This is a genomic window from Daejeonella oryzae DSM 19973 (assembly GCF_000422945.1).
Taxonomy (GTDB): domain Bacteria; phylum Bacteroidota; class Bacteroidia; order Sphingobacteriales; family Sphingobacteriaceae; genus Daejeonella; species Daejeonella oryzae.
In genome coordinates this window covers 94,762-111,549 of sequence record NZ_KE383964.1, presented here as the reverse complement: position 1 = coordinate 111,549, position 16,788 = coordinate 94,762, and the positions used below count along the sequence as shown (strand labels likewise).

Annotated in this window: 15 protein-coding genes; all 15 read left to right on the top strand. The window is 38.2% G+C overall.

All coding sequences use genetic code 11. The features are described from left to right. Nucleotides 1-42 precede the first annotated feature (42 nt). Nucleotides 43-831: a polysaccharide biosynthesis/export family protein gene (locus tag G521_RS0113675; RefSeq protein ID WP_026899017.1), complete on the top strand. Its 789-nt coding sequence runs from the start codon at nt 43-45 to the stop codon at nt 829-831. Then, a complete protein-coding gene (locus G521_RS17345) occupies nt 831-3,242 on the top strand; it encodes a GumC family protein (RefSeq protein ID WP_051189768.1) in 2,412 nt (803 codons plus the stop codon). The genes G521_RS0113675 and G521_RS17345 overlap by 1 nt, the downstream gene beginning before the upstream one ends. Beyond that, nucleotides 3,196-3,759 (top strand): UpxY family transcription antiterminator, encoded by a 564-nt coding sequence (locus tag G521_RS0113665; RefSeq protein ID WP_081675103.1) that lies wholly within the window; start codon nt 3,196-3,198, stop codon nt 3,757-3,759. Before G521_RS17345 ends, G521_RS0113665 begins: the two co-directional genes overlap by 47 nt. 221 nt (nt 3,760-3,980) lie before the next feature. Then, entirely contained in the window at nt 3,981-5,762 is a 1,782-nt protein-coding gene (gene asnB, locus G521_RS0113660; protein ID WP_026899015.1) for an asparagine synthase (glutamine-hydrolyzing), read from the top strand. A gap of 56 nt (nt 5,763-5,818) precedes the next feature. Next, nucleotides 5,819-6,922: a glycosyltransferase family 4 protein gene (locus G521_RS17340; protein ID WP_051189767.1), complete on the top strand. Its 1,104-nt coding sequence runs from the start codon at nt 5,819-5,821 to the stop codon at nt 6,920-6,922. A 102-nt stretch (nt 6,923-7,024) separates the two neighbouring features. After that, nucleotides 7,025-7,885: an ABC transporter permease gene (locus G521_RS0113650; RefSeq protein ID WP_026899014.1), complete on the top strand. Its 861-nt coding sequence runs from the start codon at nt 7,025-7,027 to the stop codon at nt 7,883-7,885. Between the two features lie 72 nt (nt 7,886-7,957). After that, the gene (locus tag G521_RS18065; protein ID WP_081675088.1) at nt 7,958-9,256 is read left to right on the top strand and encodes an ABC transporter ATP-binding protein; all 1,299 of its coding nucleotides are present in this window, start codon (nt 7,958-7,960) and stop codon (nt 9,254-9,256) included. Further along, entirely contained in the window at nt 9,249-9,842 is a 594-nt protein-coding gene (locus tag G521_RS17895) for a methyltransferase domain-containing protein (protein WP_051189766.1), read from the top strand. The genes G521_RS18065 and G521_RS17895 overlap by 8 nt, the downstream gene beginning before the upstream one ends. Next, on the top strand, nt 9,815-10,798 hold the full coding sequence (locus G521_RS0113635) for a glycosyltransferase family 9 protein (protein WP_026899013.1): 984 nt from the start codon (nt 9,815-9,817) through the stop codon (nt 10,796-10,798). Before G521_RS17895 ends, G521_RS0113635 begins: the two co-directional genes overlap by 28 nt. Further along, complete coding sequence (locus G521_RS0113630) at nt 10,795-11,835, top strand: glycosyltransferase (RefSeq protein WP_026899012.1); 1,041 nt, start codon at nt 10,795-10,797, stop codon at nt 11,833-11,835. Before G521_RS0113635 ends, G521_RS0113630 begins: the two co-directional genes overlap by 4 nt. A 125-nt stretch (nt 11,836-11,960) precedes the next feature. After that, entirely contained in the window at nt 11,961-12,908 is a 948-nt protein-coding gene (locus G521_RS0113625; protein ID WP_026899011.1) for a hypothetical protein, read from the top strand. Continuing rightward, nucleotides 12,908-13,834 carry a class I SAM-dependent methyltransferase gene (locus G521_RS17890; protein WP_051189765.1) on the top strand — a complete coding sequence of 309 codons (927 nt, stop codon included), beginning with the start codon at nt 12,908-12,910 and terminating at the stop codon, nt 13,832-13,834. The genes G521_RS0113625 and G521_RS17890 overlap by 1 nt, the downstream gene beginning before the upstream one ends. 8 nt (nt 13,835-13,842) lie before the next feature. Further along, complete coding sequence (locus G521_RS0113615) at nt 13,843-15,060, top strand: glycosyltransferase (RefSeq protein WP_026899010.1); 1,218 nt, start codon at nt 13,843-13,845, stop codon at nt 15,058-15,060. Between the two features lie 53 nt (nt 15,061-15,113). After that, nucleotides 15,114-15,902, top strand: a complete 789-nt coding sequence (locus G521_RS17320) for a glycosyltransferase family 2 protein (protein ID WP_051189764.1) — start codon at nt 15,114-15,116, stop codon at nt 15,900-15,902. Continuing rightward, a complete protein-coding gene (locus tag G521_RS17315) occupies nt 15,896-16,777 on the top strand; it encodes a glycosyltransferase family 2 protein (protein WP_051189763.1) in 882 nt (293 codons plus the stop codon). Before G521_RS17320 ends, G521_RS17315 begins: the two co-directional genes overlap by 7 nt. The last annotated feature ends 11 nt before the right edge of the window (nt 16,778-16,788 follow it).

The following is a 16,788-nucleotide window of genomic DNA, read 5'->3' as shown; positions in this document are numbered from 1 at the left end:
TATTAAATAATATCTCTACTTTAAGTCAAGCAGATACCATTCATGACAGACAAAATAAAAGAAGGCAATTTCCTGGTACTATGTATTTGTTTAATTTTTCTTTCCAGTTCCTGTACCACAAGGTATCGCAATGCGCTGTTCACAAGTGATAATGATCAGATTACCGACAGCATAAAAACTATTCATATTGTAAATTCTCCTGAACAATCTGCCAACGTTTATCGTATTAAACCGCACGATGTTCTCGCTATACGTAACCTTCAGGATATAAGTTTTATTTCTACGGGAGCAAACAGCGGGACCGCGGCAACAATTACAAGTTTTACTGTTGCAGAAGACGGAAGTCTGGTTTTGCCTGCTGTTGGAAAAGTAACTGTTGCCGGATTATCCCGCAAACAGGCGGCAGATAAAATTCAGCAGCTTTATAAAGAAACGTTATTAAAAGATCCGATCATCGAACTCTCAATCATCAATTTAAAAGTTACTTTACTCGGAGAATTTGGCACCCAGGGAGAATTTCTTCTGGAGAATGAAAATACTTCCCTCATCGATATACTCGGCAAAGCCGGAGGTTTCAGCCCCAGGGCAGATCCTAAAACATTAAAGATCATTCGCGGCGACCGTTCCAATCCCGAGATCATCTATGTGAATTTAAAAAATATAAAAAGCCTGGCAAGCCCTAAGCTTATGCTTCAAAATAACGATATCCTGTACATAGAGCCATTGGGTGTGTATAATGCTTCTGAGAAAATTAATTCTGCATCTACCATTTTACAGCCTGTATTGCTGATCATCAACTTTGCTTTCCTGATTTATAATTTCACCAAATAATGAAAAGCGAGTTACTGCAGGAAAATAAATTAGCTAATCAGGATATAGACTATAAGAAAGTCCTGAAAATACTCTGGAGCCGCTGGTACTGGATAGCTGCCTGCATATTGGTCTCATTGGTTATATCCTACATTTATCTCTGGTACACCCCCCCTATTTATTCTACATCGGCCTCTATTAAATTCGATGAAAAAAAATCAGAGATCTCTGAACTATTAAAGGTTAGTAATTTCTACGACCGCACCAACAAAATGCAGTCTGAAACCTTTGTAATTCAATCGGGGCCTGTATTGCTGAATGCCATTTCCCGTATCGATTATAAAATTTCCTATTACATTAAAGGCCGGGTACGCAGCACAGAAACCTACCCGGATATTCCTTATCCCATAGAGATTATTTCGCAGGATTCGGTAAATTTCAACAGAGAATTATTTGAGATCAGCAATGCCGACCGCAATACCTTTAATCTTTCGCACAGCGGCGGAGCCAAAGGAAACAAAAAGAAATACAGCTACGGCGAAACCATATCCATGCCGGGCCTGAAATTCAAAGTTAAAAACAGTTCTGCTGTTACCGGTTCCCTGTATAGTTTCAGATTTAATACGAAATACGATTTCATAGGCCGGGCGACCGGAGGTTTAAGCATGCGTGAGGCCGGCAAAGGTTCTAATGTACTGATCCTGGCTCAAACAGATGCCAACCCACATTTTGCGGCTGATATTTTAAATGCAATCATCAAAGAATACATCATATTCGACGGCTCGCAACGCAGTCAGGCCGCATCTCAAACTATTGAATTTATTGAAGGACAGCTCAAGTTTTTATCTGATCAGGTAAAAGAATCGGGAACAGCATTAGAACAATTTAAAAAGAGCAACCGGCTTATTGATATAAATACCAATACCCAGTTAAGTCTGGGAAAATTAACAGAGCAGGAAAGCCAGAAAAGTACGTTAAAACTAGAGGCCCTGGCTATTCAACAGCTGGAACAACAAATTGCCAATAACAGCGATAAAGTAAACCTGAATTTCAATCTTGAAGAATCCGGGGGAGGATTACTTTCCGGATTAATTGCTCAGTTAAACGAGCTTATTGTTGATCGGGATCAGAAACTGGTTCAATATAATTCCAACTCGCAGCCTATACTCGAAATCGATAAGCAAATAGCGGTTGTAAAATCTGCCATAATTAATAACATTAAGCTTGCCCGTGAGCGTAATCAACGTACGCAACGATATATAGACAACCAGATCGGACTGGCGCAGCAGGGTTTAAACTCTCTTCCAAGCGCCGAGCGGGATTTTGTGAACCTGCAATCCGTTTTTGATATCAACCAAAAAGTTTTCTCCTACCTTTCTGAAAAGAAACTGGAAGCTCAGATCAGTAAAGCCGCTGTTGTTCCGGGTGCTACAAGCGTAAATGAAGCGCCTCCGGGTTATATTATTGCGCCGGTTGCAAGTAAAATTTACACCAACGGACTCATGTTCGGATTAGTGGCAGGCATTGGTATCATCCTGCTGATCAGAATTATCAATCCTTACATTTACGATAAAGAGACCGTAGAGAGCCTCACAAATATTCCCATCATCGGCATTATCAGACGGTTTCCCAATTATATAGATAAAGATAACCGACAGATTTTATCCCTCGAAAAGCCAAAATCCATCTTTGCCGAATCGGTGCGATCTGTAAGAACCAACCTGAGTTACCTTGCAAGTGAAGAAAAAAGCAAGGTCATCTGCATTACTTCTGAAGTTGCCGGAGAAGGGAAATCATTTGTTACAGTAAATCTTGCCAGTACGCTTTCGTTGATTGATAAAAAAGTAGTGCTGGTTGCCGCCGATTTAAGGCGTTCAAAACTCCATAAAACCTTTAATGTAAATAATCAGAAAGGGCTCAGCAATTACCTCTCAAACCAGTTAAGTCTGGAGGATATAACCATCAAAACAGATGTGGAAAACCTGGATTTTATCCCTTCCGGACCGGTACCTCCGAATCCTTCAGAATTGCTTCACAACGAAAAAATGAAGGATTTTATCCGCATCCTGAAAGAAAAATACGATTTCGTTTTAATAGATACGGCGCCTGTGGGACTTGTTTCTGATGCCATTCCTCTCATCCGGCAGGCCGATATTAATTTGTATGTAATCCGCTCGGGAGTTTCCAAGCATTCTTCGGGTACTGTACCCGACCGCATATCGCGGGAGTACGGATTAAAAAATGTGGTGATTGTTCTGAATGCATTTACCGATGACGCTCTTTACAGTCGCTATTACTCCACCAATTACGCCACAAGTTCTCAGTCTACATATTATTATTATTCTGATTATGTGGGATATTCATCCTCCGGTTATTATACCGATGATGAAAAGAAAACCTGGTGGAAATTCTGGCAACGTTTCAAAAATTAATCTGCTTTTGAGTACTAATTCAGAATATAACTGGTATCCGGTTTATACCAATCCACGTGCAGAAAAAAAAGCTGCAGAATTGCTGCTGCAAAAGGGAATTGAAGTTTACCTTCCCCTGCATCGCCAGTTAAAGCAATGGAGCGACCGTAAAAAATGGGTCGAAGAACCGCTGATCAAATCCTACCTATTTGTATACATTAGCGTACAGCAGCAAATGGAAGTTCTGACAACCAGAGGAATAAGCCGGTTTATTTACTTTTCCGGCAAAATTGCCAGCATGCCGCAGCGACAGATAGAACAATTGAAATTACTTCTGGCTTCAGAAGTCGACCTGGAACTGGTAGACAGAAAGTTTGAAAAAGGAGAGCAGGTAAAGATTATTGCCGGCCCTTTAATGGGCCTGAAAGGTGAATTAGTTAATTTTCATTCGCAAAAAAGAATGATATTGCGCCTTGATCATACGGGACAGGCCGTGCTGGTGCAAATACCGGCGGTGTTTTTAGAACCGTTGATCTGAGTTGATCTGCCTGCAGGGCAGAAATTACAAACACAATACCCGCCGGCAACATGTGAAATGTGACTGACGCGGCGAAGCTGTGCGGAGAAAGAATATATGTTTATTGGTTTATAGGGTTATAAAGCATCAAATAAAAGGAATAGAATCATAACCTTATAACCCATAACCTTATCACCCTATCACACTATACCCCATAACCCTTTTACAAACTACCATAACACATGTGCCGCATAGCCGGAATTCTTTCTGATCATTCTCAACCCGAAAATCTGTACCGCCAGGTGAAAGCCATGTGCGACAGTCTGAGACATGGGGGACCAGACGATGAGGGAGTATTTTTAGATGAAGAAGGTAAAATTTGCCTGGGTAACCGCAGATTAGCCATACAGGATTTAAGTGCTTCAGGGCATCAGCCCATGCCTACCGCAGATAATAAAATTCATATCACGTTTAACGGCGAGGTTTATAATTTCAGACAACTGAGAGTAGAACTAGCAGCTTTAAATATTCAGTTTCATTCAGATACCGATACAGAGGTAGTGCTTAAGGCCTACCAGCAATGGGGATCTGAATCATTTAAACGCTTAAAAGGCATGTTTGCCTTCGCAATTACAGACCTTAGGCAACAAAAAACTTATCTGGTAAGAGATCCCGGAGGAATAAAACCACTCTATTATTCGCAGCAGGGGAAAGACCTGATCTTCGCCTCAGAAGTAAAGGCTTTTGCGGTCTGTCAATACAATTTCCCTGAAAACGCAGACTGGAAGGTTTACCTGCTTGCCCTTGGCCATATTCCAGAGCCCTATACGACCTTTAAAAATATTCACAGTTTGCCCAAAGGGCATTACCTTTGCTGGAACCATCAAACATCTTCAGCAAATATTCAGTCTTTTTACAGCTTTCGGTATTCTGAACAGATTACCGATAAGGAAGAAGCCATACTAAAAGTACAGCATGCAATAGACCATTCGGTTAAAAGGCATTTAATTTCAGACGCTTCAATCGCCGTTTTTTTAAGCGGAGGGATAGATTCAAGCATCCTTGCCCTGGTTGCCGACAGTTATCTGAAGGAAAGATTAAATACTTTATCAATCGACCTGGAAGAAACGGATTATTCGGAGTTAAAATACCAGAAACTGGTAAGCAACTTAACTTCCGGAGAACACCGCCAGGTTCAGATTAACTATAAAAGTTTTGAAAGTAATTTCAGTTCTGTCATCCGGGCTATGGACCAGCCCAGTACAGACGGGATTAATTCCTGGTTTATCAGCAAATGCGCAAAAGAAAATGGAATGAAAGCTGTAATTTCGGGTATTGGTGCCGATGAATTATTTGGCGGATATCCTTCTTTCCAGAGAACCAAAACCATCCATGCTTTAAAAAAATTGCCTAAAAGATTTCTCAGGCTGGCAGAAAATCATCCCGATCCAAAATACCGCCGCTTTTATTATCTGAGTTATGAGAATCCACTGGGAGAATATTTATTTTCAAGAGGTTTTTTTACTCCGAATACCATTGCAAGGGTTCTGGATGCCGAGCATAAAGAAATAGATCAGCTACTTGGGAATTTCCCGGGCGATGCACATTTCAATACTTTATCCGGAGGAAACAGGGCAAGCTGGCTGGAGACTAATCTGTATATGCAAAACCAGCTTTTAAAAGATACAGATTATATGAGCATGAGCCATGGCGTTGAGGTAAGGGTTCCTTTCCTTGACCGCGACCTGGTGGAACTCGCTTTATCCATTCATCCCGACCTGAAATACAGCAGAACCCAAATCAAGCCTTTGTTAATTAAAGCTTTTGAAAATCTTCTGCCCCGCCAGGTTTGGGATCGGCCTAAAATGGGCTTCTCCTTCCCGTTTCAGGAATGGATGAAAAAATACAAAAGCATGTCAGAGCCTTCGTTATATAAAAATAAAGTTTCAAGAAAATTAATGGAAGATTTTGGTAATGATAAGCTGCACTGGTCATCCGCCTTTGCGCTGTATCATATTGATTAATCTTTTACTGTAGTCTAACCTCTTTGAACCCAAAAGTCCTGTTCCTAACATTAAACATGTTCAGTCTTACCGGCGGAATTGAAAAAGTATGCCGGGTATTAAGCAGGGTTCTGTTTGATCTTGGATTTGATCTCAAAGAAGTCAGGGTGTATTCGCTGTATGATAAAACCGGCGACCGCAATTCAAAATATATAAATAAATCATCATTCCGGGCTTTTAACAAAGGAAGAATCAGTTTTGTACTCTCTTCACTGGTCAGGGGATTAGAAGCGGATATTGTGATTCTCAGCCATGTCAATCTTTTGTTCGTTGCTGTACTGATCAAATTATTCGCTCCAGGGAAAAGAATTATTGTTTATGCTCATGGAGTGGAAGTTTGGAGAAATCTACGCTCCTGGAAAAGCAGTTTCCTGCGTAAACATTGTGAAATATGGGCAGTGAGTGAATTTACTGCAGAAAAAATGCGTGAATCCGGATATGCCGATCCGCAGAAGATATATATCATACCAAACTGCCTGGACCCTTTTCTGGAAGTTCCGGATGAGTTCAATAAACCCGCTGAATTGTTAGACCGCTATCAGTTTACAGAAAACCAGCCTGTATTATTCACACTTACAAGGCTGTCATCATTTGAACTTTATAAGGGTTATGATTTGGTAATAGCCATTATACCCGAATTAATTAAAAATTACCCAGATATCCGATACCTGCTGGCAGGAAACGCTGATGCAAATGAGCGAAAGAGGCTTAATAAACTGGTTACAGATCTGGGCGTTACAGAGCATGTCATTTTTACGGGCTTTATTACCGATGAAGAACTCAGCAACCATTTCAGGCTCGCTGATATTTTCATCATGCCAAGCCGCAAAGAGGGTTTTGGAATTGTATTTATTGAAGCCGCCGCATGCGGTTGTATGGTAATCGGGGGAAATCAGGATGGAAGTACCCAGGCATTGCTGGGAGGCGAACTTGGCACACTGATCCATCCGGAAAAAAAAGAAATGCTTTTGGATGCCGTAAAGCAAAACCTCGAACGCCCGAATACAGCTTTATCATCAAAAGCAATTCAATCTCTTTGCCTTGAACATTTTAGTTACGGGCAGTATTTAAAAAGAGTGCAGTGCTTGTTGCTGGACAACAGATTGCTTCGTGCCTCGTAATTCGTGCCTCGCAATGACAGATTGCTTCGTACCTCGCAATGACGAATTGCATCGTACCTCGCAATGACGGATAAACTCGCAATGAAAACCATTAAACAATAAATGAACACCCTTCAAAACCCTGCCGAGACATGGGATATGGTGATCGAGCCGAAGACTTCCTGGTTCGATCTGCGACTGAATGAACTGTGGCAGTACAGAGATTTGCTGTTCATCATGGTGAAGAGGGATTTTATTGCCGCCTACAAACAAACTATCCTCGGACCGATATGGCATTTCTTACAGCCGCTTTTTACAACCATTGTTTTTGTGATCGTTTTCGGGCGCATTGCCCGAATTCCTACAGATAATGTGCCGGCACCACTATTTTATCTCTGCGGTTTAACATTATGGAATTACTTTTCGGCCTGCCTCAACGGGACGTCCAATACCTTTATCGCCAATGCAGGAATATTTGGCAAAGTGTATTTTCCACGACTGATTATACCGCTATCGGTAGTAATTTCCAATGCCATCAAATTAGGTATTCAACTCCTGCTGCTGATAGCCATGATGGCTTATTATGCCGCCTCCGGTTATCAGTTCAATATTGGTTTAACACTATTGTGGGTTCCGGTACTGATACTCATTGTCGCATTGCTGGGCCTGGCTTTGGGAATCCTGATCTCGGCCTTAACCACCAAATACAGGGATATGTCGGTATTGATGGGTTTTGGCGTACAATTATTAATGTATGCCACCCCGGTAATTTATCCATTATCCTACATACCCGAAAAATATAAAACCATCATCGGACTGAATCCCCTTACCTGGTTAACCGAAGCTTTCAGAAAGGGAATACTGGGAGAAGGAGTTCTTAATCTGCCCATGCTGGGATACGCGGCCGGAATAACGATCATCCTGTTGCTGGCATCCATCATGGTATTCAGTAAAGTGGAAAAGTCATTTATGGATACGGTATAACGAATCAAACATAACCCTATAACCTCCTAACCTTATAACCCTATCTAACCATAACCTTATAACCTTTTACCAATGTCCTCCCCCGTCATAAAAGTCGAAAATCTTTCTAAACAATACCGCCTCGGGCAGGTAGGCACAGGGAGTTTATCGCATGACATAAACCGCCTCTGGCATCGTGCACGGGGAAAAGAAGATCCATATTTAAAAATCGGAGAAGAAAACAAACGGGATACCAAAGGAAGCTCTGATTATGTATGGGCATTGAAGGATATCAATTTCGATATTGAGCAAGGCGACCGTGTAGGTATAATCGGTCGCAACGGCGCCGGAAAATCCACCCTTTTAAAAATCCTTTCCCGCACCACCTCTCCTACAACCGGCTCGGTAAAAATCAAAGGCCGCGTAGCAAGCTTGCTTGAAGTAGGTACAGGTTTTCACCCCGATCTGAGCGGCCGCGACAATATCTTTTTAAACGGCGCCATCCTGGGAATGAGCAAACGGGATATCAAAAGTCGCTTTGACGAAATCGTAGATTTTGCAGGAGTTGAACGGTATATCGATACCCCCGTAAAACGCTACTCATCCGGAATGTATGTGCGCCTGGCTTTTGCCGTAGCCGCCCACCTGGAATCTGATATCCTGATAGTGGACGAAGTTTTGGCTGTTGGAGATGCAGAATTTCAGAAAAAGTGTTTGGGGAAAATGGGGGAAGTGAGTAAGGGACAGGGTAAGACGGTATTGTTTGTGAGTCATAATATGGAAGCAATATTAAGACTTTGTCAAAAGTGCCTGTATCTTCATAATGGAGCAATTAAATGTATTGGAAGTCCTTCAATAACCATAGAAAATTATTTAAAAACAAGTAAGAAACAGGATCTAACTATCAATCTTTCCTTAATTAACAGAACATCAGAAATAATACTTCAAAAAAGGGCTTATTTTCAAACAATAAGTCTGGGAAATATAGACAGTGAGGCATGGACAATAAAATATGGCAACCCCATTTCTTTTGAACTGGGAGTTTTATTAAGAGATAATATTCAATCGCTCGAAATAGGTTTAGCAATATATAATAATAATGATTTTGAAATTGCATCCTCACTATCCTCAGATGCAGAAAAAATTGAAAATTTAATATCCGGGAATCATGTAATCACTTATTCCTTTCCAGAACTTGTTCTGCTACCGGGAACATATAAAATTGGATTAGGAATTCGCTCTGAAAGAGGTTTTGAGGATTATCTTCCACAGGTATGTCAGTTTGAAATTATTGTTTCCGAATATAGCGCTGTAGACCACACTAATACAAGAAAAGGAGTTTTGGTACCCAAAAACCAAATTACAATAGAACCATCCAAAATTCATGACTAAATTCTTAAAAAAAATTCTTAAAAAGCTTTCTGGCAGATTAGCAAATACTCCTTATGAACCTGAGCCTAATAAGCTAAATACTTTTGGCCAAAGCGAAACATCAAAATGCCGAAATCGTCTCGCTCCTTATTGCATAGGTTATGGTCTTGATTTAGGATTTGGAGGAGATCCAATAACCAGTTCTGCTATTAGAATGGATTTCCCTCTCCCCTACACACATGTTGGTGATTATCCGGTTCAACTGGGTGGTCAGGCTGAAAACCTTTACTGGTTTAATGATAATGTTCTTGATTATGTTTATTCATCTCATTTATTAGAGGACTTCCAGGACACTGAAAAAATTTTAAGAGAGTGGTTACGTGTAATTAAACCGGGTGGAAAGTTGATTATATTTTGCCCTGATGAACAAAGATTTAGAATCCATTGCAAAGAAACGGGGCAGCCCTATAATACTGCACATGTTCATGAATTCTTCTCATTAAAGTATGTGATTACATTATTGGAAAAAATTGGGGAAACAAAAGTTATTTACCAGGCTGACAACGTAGATATCTACTCATGGGATTTGGTTTGCGAAAAACTTTAGGCTTAATTAACTATACTTTAGGAATAAGTTTTGGGAAATTTGAGCGGCTGAGGAGGATAAGTTTTATTCTATGGACAAGTTATTTTAAAACCCTTTACGGCAATCCTCCTTACATTCTATTTTGGGGTCCCGCCTTGGGAGATTATTTGTTATTTACCCCGGCAATTGCATATCTTTTTAAAATTACCCGCAGGAAAATTTGGGTACTAACCCATTATCCTGAAGTTTTTGAGAATAATCCAGCTGTATTAATCATTCCCAATAATAAGGATTGGAAGATAGAGATTTTAAAGATGATGAATTTCCGAATGATCCAACCGGAATACACTGAATTCATAACTGACGATAAACAAAAATCTCCTGATAATCATATCATCCGGGAGATTGCCCGAAAAATGAATATTATTAATTTCAATATTATCCCTATCCAGCCGTTAATTTATCTGAAAAGTAACGAAATAGTAAAGAAAACAGGAAAAAAGCCGCGTATCATTATCCAGTCAGGCAGTACTGGTGCAAATTATTTCATGCTTAACAAACAATGGCATCCGGAACGTTTTCAGGAGCTGATAAACCTTTTGTTACCCACGGCAGATGTGATACAATTGGGGAGCGTAAATGATTATAAACTCGAAGGGGCGGTGGATTTAAGAGGAAAAACCAGTCTGCGTAATGCTTTTGGCTGGCTTGCCGGAAGTGATTTATTTATCGGCCTGGTGGGCTTTTACATGCACGCCGCCAAAGCGGTAAATTGCCATTCCCTGATTATTTACGGCGGCAGAGAGCATCCTTCTCAATCCGGATATGCAAATAATATCAATTTATTTACAGAAATGCCATGTTCCCCATGCTGGCAATGGAACCAATGTGATTATAATAAACAGTGCATGGATCTTATTAGCGCAAAGCAAGTGTACAAAGAGGTAGCAGCACATTTAAGCAGCTTACAACCATGATAGGAGTTTCTGTAATTGTATGCTGCCATAATAGCGAGAAGCGTCTGCCTGAAACTCTTAAACATCTAGCTTTTCAACTAATTCCTGAACAACTAAACTGGGAGGTGATTGTGATCAACAATAATTCAACTGATCACACAAACTCGGTTTCATATTCCGAATGGGCCAAATACAACCTAGCAATCGAAATTAAAGTAATCGATGAATCCAAACCCGGATTAAGCGCAGCACGGGAAAAGGGATTCTTCGAAGCCCGTTATGACTACGTACTCTTTTGCGATGATGATAACTGGCTATCAGAAAATTACGTATCTAATGCATTTAATATCATACACGGAGATGCCACGATTGGTGTTTTAGGAGGATGCGGGATCTTTGAACCTGAATTACCTGTCAATTCCGATATTGCCCAATATGCTTCTTATTTCGTTAATGGGCCGCAAACGTGGGCAGAATACGACCATTGGGTTTACGGAGCAGGAGCAGTATACCGGAAAAAAGTGTATTTAGAATTAAAGAGAAATGGTTGGAAGCAAATAACTTCAGACCGGATAGCTAAAAAACTTATTTCCGGGGGAGATGTAGAAATTTGCTTTATGTTTTATTTACTGGGTTATCGCATTATTGCAGACGACCGCTTACAATTCCAGCATTTTGTCCCTCTTAATCGCCAAACTTTAACCTATATTCTGAATCTCTCATTCTGGATAAATTACTCATACGTGTTTTTACATTGCTATGTAGTCCTTATTAACAATGACCAGCGATCGATCAAAGATATTTACAGCAAATGGTCCAAGAGCTTAGCTAAAACAACTCTTCAGCAACTTAAACTCCTAATCATTTCTAAATTAAAACCTGGCAAGAATCCCTTTGTGGATGAGAAAATAAATCTTCAGAAAAACCTGGGCATTTTATATTCCATTTTCAGGAATCAGAAAAAGATCAGCCTGCATCACGCCTGTATAAAATCTTTATTGAAAGATGCAACAGATTTCCAGAACAACCAATCAATTGTAAAACGCTTACCAGCTTAGCACCAGTTATTCAATTGTTACAAACTTTCAATGAGCATGACAACATTCGAAACAGTTCAAAAGGTTTTTTAAAAAGAGAAGAATCTGTTTAAGTATTATCCATTTTACCAATCTGTTAGCTAATCATGTCAGAGTTTAATACTCCAGTATTACTATTAATATTTAATCGACCTGAAACAACACGCCAGGTTTTCGAGCAAATTAAATCAATCAGGCCTAAACATTTGTTTGTCGCAGCGGACGGCCCTCGATTAGACCATGACGATATAAATTTATGCAATGAGTGTCGTGATATTATAACTAATATAGATTGGGATTGTGACTTAAAAACTCTGTTTAGGGAAAATAATCTCGGATGCGGAACGGGACCAGCTAAAGCCATTTCGTGGTTTTTCGAACATGTAGAAGAAGGAATTATTTTAGAAGATGATTGTTTACCTAACAGAAGCTTTTTTAGGTATTGTGAATTACTGTTGAAGAAGTATAGAAATGAGCATCAAATAATGCATATTGGAGGAAATAATTTCCAACGAGGAATTCAGCGAGGAAGTGGCGATTACTACTTTTCCATTTACAATCATATTTGGGGATGGGCAACTTGGAAACGAGCTTGGAGGCTTTACGATATGAATATGAGTGATTTTAATAAAGATCATTTGTCTAAACTACTGAAATCATATTTCAAAGCTAAACAACACCAGGAATATTGGTTAAATATTTTCGAAAGATGCCATAAAGATAAACCTTCTGATATCTGGGACTATCAATGGACTTACACAATCTGGAATAGAGGGGGATTTTCAATAACACCACAACGAAACTTAGTTTCAAACATTGGCTTTGGAGAGAGAGCCACTCACACTATAGAAAAAGAAAGTTGGCTTTCTAAGCTCCCATCAATTCCTCTAATTATTAAAAAACATCCGGAAAAAATTGAATTGAACTACACTGCAGATTATTATAGCTCAGTCAATGTTTTTAAATTGAACACGAGAAAGGATGAACTAGTGTGCTTTTTAAGAAGAGTAAAACAAACAGCAAAGACTTTATTGCAGCTTAAGAAAAATATTTAATGATTAACGTCTCTATTAATCCACTTCTGAAAGACCATCCAACCGTTTTAATAAAGAAATATTCCACGCAAAAGATAATTACCAATTACAAGAAGACATTTGATATTGATGTTAAGCGATTTTTCGAAAAGCTCCCTACTATTGAATTGCGTGAATGTATTAGTACCGGTTACAAGTTTTATTATCCTTTTGGTTTGGCTGGAGATGGAAAGTTCTATTCATCACTCCAGAAATGGGACTGGTATTATATGCCATGGAAATGGGAACATCAAAAAGCGTTTGAAATGATCGAACCCCATATGAAGGTCCTAGAAATAGGTTGTGCCGAAGGTAGTTTTTTAAAAAAATTAATTGAGAAACTCAATGTCAATGCTATAGGGTTAGAGTTTAATGAGGATGTTGTTGAACAAGCAAAATTAAACGGTTTACCAGTTTATAACGAATCTTTAGAAGACTTTGCTGTTCGCCAAGAAGGAAATTTCGATGCAGTCTGCTCATTCCAAGTACTAGAGCATATTGCTAATGTTAAATCCTTTTTAGAAAATAATATTAAATGCTTAAAAAAAGGTGGAAAACTAATTATTGGGGTTCCAAACAATAAATCGTTCCTAAGATTAGATGAATGGACTCTCTTAAATATGCCGCCGCATCATATGGGCCTTTGGACTGAGAAATCTTTAAAGAACTTAGAAAATCACTTCCCAATAAAATTGAAAGCAATTACCTTTGAGCCTCCTCAAGATTACCATTCTAATTTTTTCGCTAGCACTATAAATCAATATATTAATAAACAGTACGTCAGGCCCTATGGCCTAGTAGGTAAGTTTGCAAATAAATTTTTTAAAAAGGCGATTCTGATGTATCTAAATATCAAATATCCATCCTTAAAAAATGTGACAATTTTAGCTGAGTTCGTTAGGTTATAAATACTAATATGCTCAAGGTTGTACATATAACAACAAATATTCATGGTGGAGCGGGGAAGGCTGCGTTAAGGTTACACGAATGCATGCTCGATAAGACTGAAGTCAATTCATGGATAATTTCTGCCGAAAGTGAAATATCAAATTCTGCTCTTAACCAATTATCAGTCAAAACTAAACATCCAAACTACTTTCAACGAGTTGTAAAAAGATGTGGTTTCCCGATACGTAGGTCAGAAAAGAATATAAAATTGCTGGAGAGATATAGAGGCAATTATGAGATATTCTCATTCCCTACCTCAGATTACGAGTTAGAAAAGTTAGACTTAATTAATGGAGCTGATATAATAAACCTGCATTGGGTATCTAATTTTGTAAATTACCCCACGTTTTTTAAGGCCTTTAAAAACAAGCCTATAGTTTGGACACTACATGATATGAACCCGTTTATGGGAGGTTTTCATTACAGGAATGACTTCTTGAATAATTCTAAAATTCATAAGCTAGATGCTGCCCTTTTTGAAACAAAAAGAAAAGCGATCAATCAGCTTAAGAATTTGAATATAGTAGCACCATCGACGTGGTTAACTAACGAAGCTACTAAAAGTGGCTTATTTAATTCCAGTACCACATTTGAGACAATTCCTTACAGTTTAAACACAAACATTTTTAAACCAAAAGATAAGCTGGTGTCAAAAAGAAAATATTTAATTAACCCCAATTTGCCTTGCATCTTGATAGTTGCTCAAAATCTTAGTAATCACAGAAAAGGATTTGACCTATTACTTGAAGCATTAAACCAATTAAAAAATAAAAACTTTCAACTGATATCCATTGGCAATTCCATATTGAAATTTAATGATAATATCACAGTATTTCACCTTGGAACAATCAGCGATGATGATGAGTTAGCGACTGCGTATTCGGCGGCCGATTTACTAATCATCCCCTCACGCGAAGATAATCTACCAAACGTTATGCTCGAATCTCTGGCCTGCGGTACGCCTGTATTAAGCTTTAAAACTGGAGGAATGAAAGATTGGATAATCCCAGATTTCAATGGGCTTTTAGCTTCGGAAGGATTCAACGGCATACAAAGCGCACTTGAAATATTCTTAACTGGAAGTCAATATTTTGATCAAAAAAAAATTAGCTCTTTTGCTCATAGAGAATTTGGCCCATTAAGACAATTTGAAAATTATTTCAAATTGTACAGTTCCATAATGTAAGATTGAAAATCTTACGGATACAGGTCATTAAGGTTTTTCCAATATAGTAATTAATGTCAAATCCCTTAATTTCAATTATTATTCCGACTTACAATGCAGGGAGTGTTTTAAGAAACTGCCTTCAAAGTATAATTATCCAATCGTATAAAAATATAGAAGTATGGGTAATTGATGGAAAATCAACAGATGACACTTTAGCCATTATTGAAGAATATTCTCAAAAGCATCCTACTATTAACTTTATTACAGAAAAAGACAAGGGAATATATGATGCTATGAATAAAGGCATAAAATTGGCAAAAGGTGACTGGCTCTATTTTATCGGAAGTGATGATCAATTAAATAACTGTGACACAATAAACGACATCTTTGATACCCAACTTTCAGATTTTGACATTATTTACGGAAATGTCTATAACAAAAATGTAAACAGGGTATACGATGGTTATTTTTCTCTCGATAAGCTTTTTATTAGAAACATTTGTCACCAGGCAATTTTTTTCAGAAAAAGTGTTTTTAAAGAAACCGGGCCCTTTAATTTGAAATATAAAGCACTTGCCGATTGGGATCATAATTTTAAATGGTTTACTTCCACGAAAATTAGAAAAATTCATGTAGACAAAACAGTTGCTTTTTTCGCCGCAGGTGGATTCAGCTCATTAAATACAGACTCCAGATTTTTATGCCATAAAAATTTGAAATACTTAAATTACAGTAAAAAGGAATTACTTTTATTAGACAAATTGAGAGTTTTAAAACTAGAGTTACGAGGTGCAATTTTAGAAAGAAGAGGTAGAGATTTTATTGAAATTGTTTTAAATATACCTTCAATATTATGGTAGCGGAAGTTTCCGTTATCATACCAAGCTTTAATCACGCCCGATATTTAAAGCAAAGAATTGGTTCTATATTAAATCAAACTTTTCAGGATTTCGAATTAATCATTTTAGATGATGCATCATGTGATCAAAGCAGAGAAATTATTGAAGAATATCGAAACCACGTAAAGGTTTCACACATAATTTATAACAGCCAAAATAGTGGAAGTCCATTCAGCCAATGGGAACGAGGATTATTATTAGCTCAAGGCAGATTAGTATGGATAGCTGAAAGTGATGATTTTTCCGATCCTTCATTTCTGGAGGTTATGGTAAAAATTCAAACAGAAAATACAGAAGCAGGGATTGCCTTTTGTAATTCACACTGGGTGGATCAAGATGGTCAATGCCAGGATGATCTATCGATCTATAAGCAGTCATTTATCAGGGAAGGTCCTTTTGAAATTCAAAACTCTCTTAGTAAATACTGTTCTATTCAAAATGTTAGTGCATGTGTTATAAGAAGGGATTTGGCTTTGAAATCAATTCATGGCTTAGGCACTTATAGATCATGTGGTGATTGGATCTTTTACACCAGAATTTTACAACATTCCAATTTAATTTTTCACCAGGAAAAATTGAATTATTTTAGATGGTATCATAATAACACCTCGAATGCTGCTCAAAAAGAGAATCTATGGATTACTGAGGGGATTGACGTTTTAACTAATATTGATTTTAAAAAAGTGCAATTATCTTTTAAAGATTTCGGTTCGCTATTAATCTTTTGGACAAAAAGTATTCAATCATTGCAATTCAATAAACAATCGAGGCCATTTTTAATTCTAAGTCGAGTTCTCTTTAAATATTCGCTTTCTAAATTTAAGCTTACTTCTTAGCATTTAAGTAA